Here is a 6,479-nt window from a genome sequence, read left to right as displayed (position 1 = left end):
AAACTTTCGCGTTCATTCTGCAAGCAGAATGTTTACTCACTCGTTGTTCAGTTTTCAAAGATCAAACTTGTTTTTGTTACCGAGCACCGTTCTCCTCAGCAACTTTTATATCATAACACTTCCGAACCAACTTAGCAAGCTCTTTTTTTAAGTTTCTTTCGAAGCTTATTTGTTTTGCCTGCGGCACTTTGTTTCTCGTGTTTTTTTGGCCGGAAATAGAATATATCATATACACAATACAATTACTACTTGTAAAATATCCCATCTGAAAACTGATTATATATTTGATTCAATCTCTTCATAATCTCTTTTTCCAATGGCAATATCCTCTTACTATATCCTATATACACTCACCGGTCTAATCTATCTCAATATAGGTTGTGAATAGACTCATTCAACATCATTACATTCGTTCTATAAAATAAGAAACATAATACCTCTACTCAATAACGCTGCTATCTATTATGTCGGTTCAAATCTAATAAATGAATTCCATAAGCTCTGGGCTTATATAGATTGTAATTTTCACTTTTTACTATTAGTCTTTGAACCTGCCCATCACTATCGTGTCATGATACTGTCCATCCGCGTGTCGCCGATCCTTTTTCAAAATACCTTCGATCTCGAAGCCACTCTTTTGGTATAACTCGATTGCCTTTTCATTGGATGCCAGCACGTTCAACGTCATCTTCTCTACACCAGTCTGGTCTGCCCATTCTATCGACTTCTCCAACAAGTTCTTTCCAATCCCATGCCCCCAGAACTCTCTGGCTACACACACGCCGAACTCAACTTTATGGCAAAAGCGCTTCAGCTCTGTACCTTCACATCGGGAGTATCCCACAATCTCCCCTGCCACTACAGCAACAAGGAACAAATTCCGTGACTTCTCAGTGTCCAAATGAATGATCCGCCTAAACCCAGCTGCGTCGATATACGCCTCGCCCTCTTCACGATCCATGTTCTCGGTTTCCCCATCGATTTGTACACGTAGTGAAGACAAGGCCTCAGCATCCTTTTCCTTTTCCTCTGCCGATCTAATGGAGTAAGATAAGCCTTTAATGTAATATTCCTGCTGATCGATCATCATAAGAACCATACCTCCTCTTCCGCTTTGTATAACTACTGTACCTGTAACGCTCTACCCCACCTCAGACGGACTCTTGCCCGTAAGCATTTTGAACACCTGGCTGAAATACGTTGCATTACGGAACCCCGTCATCTCGCTCACCTCATATACCATGTAATGTCCCGACTGCAAAAGTTCCAACGCCCTCTGAATCCGGTACCCGTTCAAATAACTCACGAAATTCTCACCGGTCACCCTTTTGAACAGTTGACTCAGATACTTCGGATGTACAAACAGCCCCTTGGCTATCGCTTCAAAACTAATCTCTTCGGCGTAATGAAGCTCTACATACTGTTTCACCTGCTCGATAAGTTTATTGCTTTTCTTCTCGCCCATCTCCTTGCGTATCTGTTCCAGCCAGTCGCAGATAATACGATCCATCCAGTTTACCAGATCGTGCAAAGCATATTTCGATTGAATTTCACGCAAAAAATCACTCATCGCCAGCGGCGGCGCTAACATAGGATGAAGTCGGTTCCAGCTATGCATCAACGTGTCAAACAGACTGACCGCCACAACCTGTACATCCTGTATCCCAACACATTTCCCCTCTTTCAGCAAAAGGCAAATATGATGCCATACCTCTTCCGCCAGGTCAGGTCGAATATCCGCCCAAGCCTCATTCCATTGACGAAGCAATACTGAATAATCGGTCACACTTGGTTCTGTTTCCTTTGATGCTTCATAATGGTAGATACGACTCCCACCTTGAAACTCTGCTGTTTCCACCGCTTCCCTGCTCTCGAGATAGGAATCTATCACCTCACATGGGTGACTCTTGGATCTTCCGATTCCAGCACTCACTTCAATTTTCAGATACGTAAAGATCTGATCGATCATTCGCTCCACAAGTGGCAGGCATTCCTCCAGATGATCTTTATCTCCTAATAGAAGCAACACAAATACCTGATCCGAATAATCAACAATCTCTACCTGACCATTCATGCGCGCCGCTTGCTCCTTCACCGTCTCCTGAATAATATCGGCCGCCCCATAGCGGAGAAGCTGCCAATCCCGTTCTTTCATTCGTGTCAAAAATACGGGGCGATTCAGTTGCAGACTAATGGCGCGTGTCTGTGAGGACATATGAATGCCTATATAGTCCATGCGTTCTTTAGGCAACTCGTCTGCCCGATATCGCGTAGTCAGCAGTTCGTGAAGAAATTGTTTGCGCAAATACGGAAGTACCCGTCCAACCTCCTGCTTGTATGTCCGCTCCAGCCGCTCATGCCGCTCTCGCACATCTTGTTCCAGTAGCACCTCACGCAGCACAGACTCAATCTCCTCAACCTCTGCCGGCTTCAGCAAAAAGTGATTCACCCCCCAACGCATGGCTGCCCGGGCGTTCTCGAATTCGTCATATCCACTAAGAATGATGATCGGCAAGTGGGGATGATCACGGCGCAACGTCTGTGTGATCTCAAGCCCGGTCATCCCCGGCAGGTAGACGTCAGTCATAACGACGTCTGGATGCATGCGGTGAAACAACTCCAGCGCATCCAAGCCATTGGAAGCAGTGCCTGCAATGCTGAGGCCCAGAGAAGGCCAATCGATATGATCTGTTAATGCCTTTACAATATGAGGATCGTCATCAACAAGCATAATGGTCTTCATCATTTTTCACCGTCCAGCCATAGATTTAATTGCTCGTCGGTCTCAATACGCGGCAGCGTAATGGTCACTTCCACGCCACCTGACTCTCTATCGCTCAGTTGAACGCCATACCTCTTCCCACAATAGAGCTGAATGCGCTGATGTACATTCCGTACACCGATGCCACACGTCTCTTCGAGTTTCCACCCCTCCGGCAAACCCCGCCCATTATCCGTGATACGAATGACGATATCCTCATGCGGGCCAACCTCTTCGTGCATATGCACCTGAATTCGAAGTGTGCCTTCTTCAGGGCGCCCGTGCATAACGGCATTTTCGATGAAGGGCTGCAAAATGATCTTGGGAATGTAACAACCGCGAATATGCGGATCGATCTGCTCCTGATATTGAATGGAGAACGGCAGCCGCTCTGACTGGATGTTAACGTAGCAACGGGCATGTTCCAACTCATCACGAACCCGTATAAACAGTCTCCCTCCACTCAGTCCGATCCGTAACAGCTTACTTAGTTGTACAATCATGCGACTGATATCCTTGGCTTCGTAATCAAGTGCGCGCCAGTGGATCATGTCGAGGGTATTGTATAAAAAATGGGGTTTGATCTGGGCCTCAAGCAAGCCCGTCTGGGCTTCACGCTTGGCCCGGCTCTCATCCTTCACCTGTTCCATCAGCGTAGTGAGCTGTGAAGCCATATGATTAAAGCCATAAGCCAAATGGGCATATTCCTCTGTAAACGAAAGTTGGACCCGGGTATCGAAGTCCCCTTTCTCCAGTTGTCTCATTCGCTTGATTAATTGTCGCAAAGGCCGGATGATCTGCCTTACAAACAGGTACGCCAACACAGCCGAGCATAATAGTCCCAGCACGGCGATGCCGAGGATCTGCCAGCCCGCTTGTCTGAGCGGAGATAACAGTGTATATACCGGAATAGTCTGTACGAGGCGCCACTGAAGCATCGCTGGCCTGGAGTACAGCACCAATTGAGCACCTCCGGGTTGGCCGGAAACTACTTCGTACCCGTCTGCACCATGCTGGACATGTTCCTGAATCCATGCACTATCTATAATAGAAGAAGATGAATTTACAGCTCCACCCGTTTCCTGTACTTTACTCGCTTCATTTCTTCGATCCGCTCGTTCCTTCTCCCCTGCTGGATCAACTCTCCCCATCTGCATTACGACATTACCAGCGGTATCTACCAACAGGACTTTTCCATCAAGCACCATGGGTACATCGGCAAACCTGCGTACAATGTCCGCTCTACTCAGTCGAATGAGCACATAAGCAACCGTTCCACCACGACTGTCGAAAATCCGTTGGGCGTATCCGACCAGGGATTGGCCAGATTCGTTCTCACGCAGCGGAACCCAAGCCGCATCAGCCTTTTCCAGCGTAGCAAACCAAGAGTCGTGTGCGATGGTGTCCACCGGAAATATGCGATCAGCCATAGTCACTGTCACTTCATTAAAGGCATCCGTATACAGTTCAATGGAAGTGATGCCTTCACTCACGACCATGGTATGATCCAGAATTCGAGAGACCTCTCTCCGCTGGTGAATCTGTGCAAGCCTGCCCGTATCAGCCGTTTCGAGCAGACTGGACAGTTCCCGATTGCTTGCCAAGGCATAAGCGGTTCCAGTTACCCCTGTTATAAAATCAAATCCCCGACGTGTGCTTTCGTTCAGAAGAGCCAGGCGTGCTTTGCTAATCTCGGCAAAGGTGACTGCTGAGAAAGACTGATATGCCAGCCAGACCACAACCGAGACGAGCAGAAGGTTAAACGCAATAAAGCAAGTCACCATCAACGTGGAGAGCTTGCTTTGTTGCAGCTTTTGATTAATAAATGAAGACCATCTTCCTTTCCTCATGGAAAAATCAACTCGTTTCGTCTTGGAATTACCCTTTGAGCCCAGAGGTCGCGATTCCTTCCACGAAGTACTTTTGACACACGATAAATACAATGAAACATGGCACCAACGACAATACCGACATCGCAAACATCGGACCCCAATCGGATTGAGAGCTGGAATCAAGGAACAGGCGCAGACCCAGCGGCACGGTATATTTGCTCACGTCACTCAAGTAGATCAACTGACTGAAGAAGTCGTCCCATGTCCACAAAAACGTAAAGATCATCGTGGTAACCAATGCTGGGAAAGCCAGTGGAATGATGATTTTGGTGTATATTTTCACAGGACCACATCCATCGATGGTGGCCGCCTCATCCAGCTCTTTAGGCAATCCCCGGAAGAACTGTACCATGAGAAAAATGAAGAAGGCATCTGTCGCCAGCCATTTAGGCACGACAAGTGGCAGATACGTATTCACCCACTCCAGGTGGTTGAAGAGAATATACTGCGGGATCAGCGTCACATGATGTGGCAGCATGATCGTCATGAGCATCAGTCCGAAGCAGATGGCTTTGAAACGAAAATTCAATCGGGCGAAGGCATATGCCGCCATAGAGCAGGAAATGACATTGCCCAGCACGGCACCAAGCGACAGGATGACAGAGTTGGTTAGAAACCGGGAGAACGGGTTGCCCTGAATTCCGGACCAGCCATTCATGTAATTTTGCCAATTCCATTCCTGTGGCCAAAACCAGGTCTCTGTAAAGATCATATGTCCCGGTTTGAATGAGCTGCCCAGCATCCAGAGGATCGGGTAGAGCATGACAAAGGCGATGCCTGAGATCAACACATGTTTGCCGACGACCCATGCTGTAGAGTTCCGTTGTCCAATCATGATTTCCCACCATCCTCATAGTGCACCCACAGCTTGCTACTGCGGAATACGAGCAATGTAAATACGCCAATCAGGATGACCAGCACCCAGGCCATCGCAGAAGCATAGCCCATCTGAAAGAATGAAAATCCTTTTTTGTACAGATACAGAGAGTACATTAGGGTTGAGTTCACTGGCCCTCCGCTACCATTACTGATAACAAAAGCCTGCGTGAACGATTGAAAGGATGTAATCAGCTGCATGACAAGATTGAAGAAGATAACGGGTGACAGAATCGGCAACGTTATATAGAAGAATCTCCGCAGAGGACCTGCACCATCTACCGCTGAGGCTTCATCATACTCGGGCGGAATCTGCTTCAGGCCTGCCAGGAAAATAATCATGGATGATCCGAACTGCCACACGGATAACAGCACGATGGAGTACAGAGCATATTTCGGATTCGCTACCCAATCGGGCGCTTTAATGCCCACCATGGCAAGCACACTATTGAGTAGCCCGTCCCCACCCAGCATTTTACGCCACAACATTGCAATCGCCACGCTACCTCCAAGCAATGTCGGGATGTAATACACCGTACGGTAAATACCGAGTCCTCGAATCCCTTTGTTCAGCAACATCGCTACAAGCAGCGCGAAAATCAATTTGACCGGTACGGATACAGCGACATACGTGAAGGTGACTTTGAGCGACTGGGTGAACAGTTTATCCGATGTAAACATCGTGGTGTAGTTATCCAGACCGACCCAGGAAGGGGCGGCCAGTATACTGTAATCGGTGAACGAGATGTATAACGATACCAACATTGGACCTAGGGTAAGGAATAACAATCCGACAAGCCATGGGGCGAGAAACAGAAGTGCGGCTCCATTATGCGCATATCTCCGTTTGACCCGCCGGGTAGTTACACGCTCGATTCGGGCTTGACTGACCTGTGATGTCGTCATCTTCGCAACCTCCCCGCAGAATTAGAAGTGTGAGACAGTTTCAA

Annotated in this window: 5 protein-coding genes; all 5 read right to left on the bottom strand. The window is 47.8% G+C overall.

The features are described from left to right. Positions 1-538: 538 nt before the first annotated feature. Genes AC6CIF_RS22935 through AC6CIF_RS22915 form a run of 5 tightly spaced genes read right to left on the bottom strand, consistent with a single transcriptional unit; the run spans position 539 to position 6,435 of the window. Positions 539-1,090 (bottom strand): GNAT family N-acetyltransferase, encoded by a 552-nt coding sequence (locus AC6CIF_RS22935; protein WP_498201680.1) that lies wholly within the window; start codon positions 1,088-1,090, stop codon positions 539-541. A 51-nt stretch (positions 1,091-1,141) separates the two neighbouring features. Continuing rightward, positions 1,142-2,746 carry a response regulator gene (locus tag AC6CIF_RS22930; protein ID WP_498201679.1) on the bottom strand — a complete coding sequence of 535 codons (1,605 nt, stop codon included), beginning with the start codon at positions 2,744-2,746 and terminating at the stop codon, positions 1,142-1,144. Continuing rightward, complete coding sequence (locus AC6CIF_RS22925) at positions 2,743-4,611, bottom strand: cache domain-containing sensor histidine kinase (RefSeq protein ID WP_498201678.1); 1,869 nt, start codon at positions 4,609-4,611, stop codon at positions 2,743-2,745. Before AC6CIF_RS22925 ends, AC6CIF_RS22930 begins: the two co-directional genes overlap by 4 nt. A 28-nt stretch (positions 4,612-4,639) precedes the next feature. Beyond that, on the bottom strand, positions 4,640-5,488 hold the full coding sequence (locus AC6CIF_RS22920; protein WP_017691148.1) for a carbohydrate ABC transporter permease: 849 nt from the start codon (positions 5,486-5,488) through the stop codon (positions 4,640-4,642). Next, on the bottom strand, positions 5,485-6,435 hold the full coding sequence (locus AC6CIF_RS22915) for a carbohydrate ABC transporter permease (RefSeq protein ID WP_036616398.1): 951 nt from the start codon (positions 6,433-6,435) through the stop codon (positions 5,485-5,487). The genes AC6CIF_RS22920 and AC6CIF_RS22915 overlap by 4 nt, the downstream gene beginning before the upstream one ends. Positions 6,436-6,479 lie beyond the last annotated feature (44 nt).

This window comes from Paenibacillus sp. GQ49 (genome assembly GCF_059759055.1).
This window is presented reverse-complemented; position numbering and strand designations above follow the sequence as displayed.

Excerpts from the sequence above, each read along its gene's own strand:
- AC6CIF_RS22915 (WP_036616398.1), bottom strand. The coding sequence starts at position 6,435 with ATGACGACATCACAGGTCAGTCAAGCCCGAATCGAGCGTGTAACTACC.
- AC6CIF_RS22920 (WP_017691148.1), bottom strand. The coding sequence starts at position 5,488 with ATGATTGGACAACGGAACTCTACAGCATGGGTCGTCGGCAAACATGTG.
- AC6CIF_RS22930 (WP_498201679.1), bottom strand. The coding sequence starts at position 2,746 with ATGATGAAGACCATTATGCTTGTTGATGACGATCCTCATATTGTAAAG.
- AC6CIF_RS22925 (WP_498201678.1), bottom strand. The coding sequence starts at position 4,611 with ATGAGGAAAGGAAGATGGTCTTCATTTATTAATCAAAAGCTGCAACAA.
- AC6CIF_RS22935 (WP_498201680.1), bottom strand. The coding sequence starts at position 1,090 with ATGATGATCGATCAGCAGGAATATTACATTAAAGGCTTATCTTACTCC.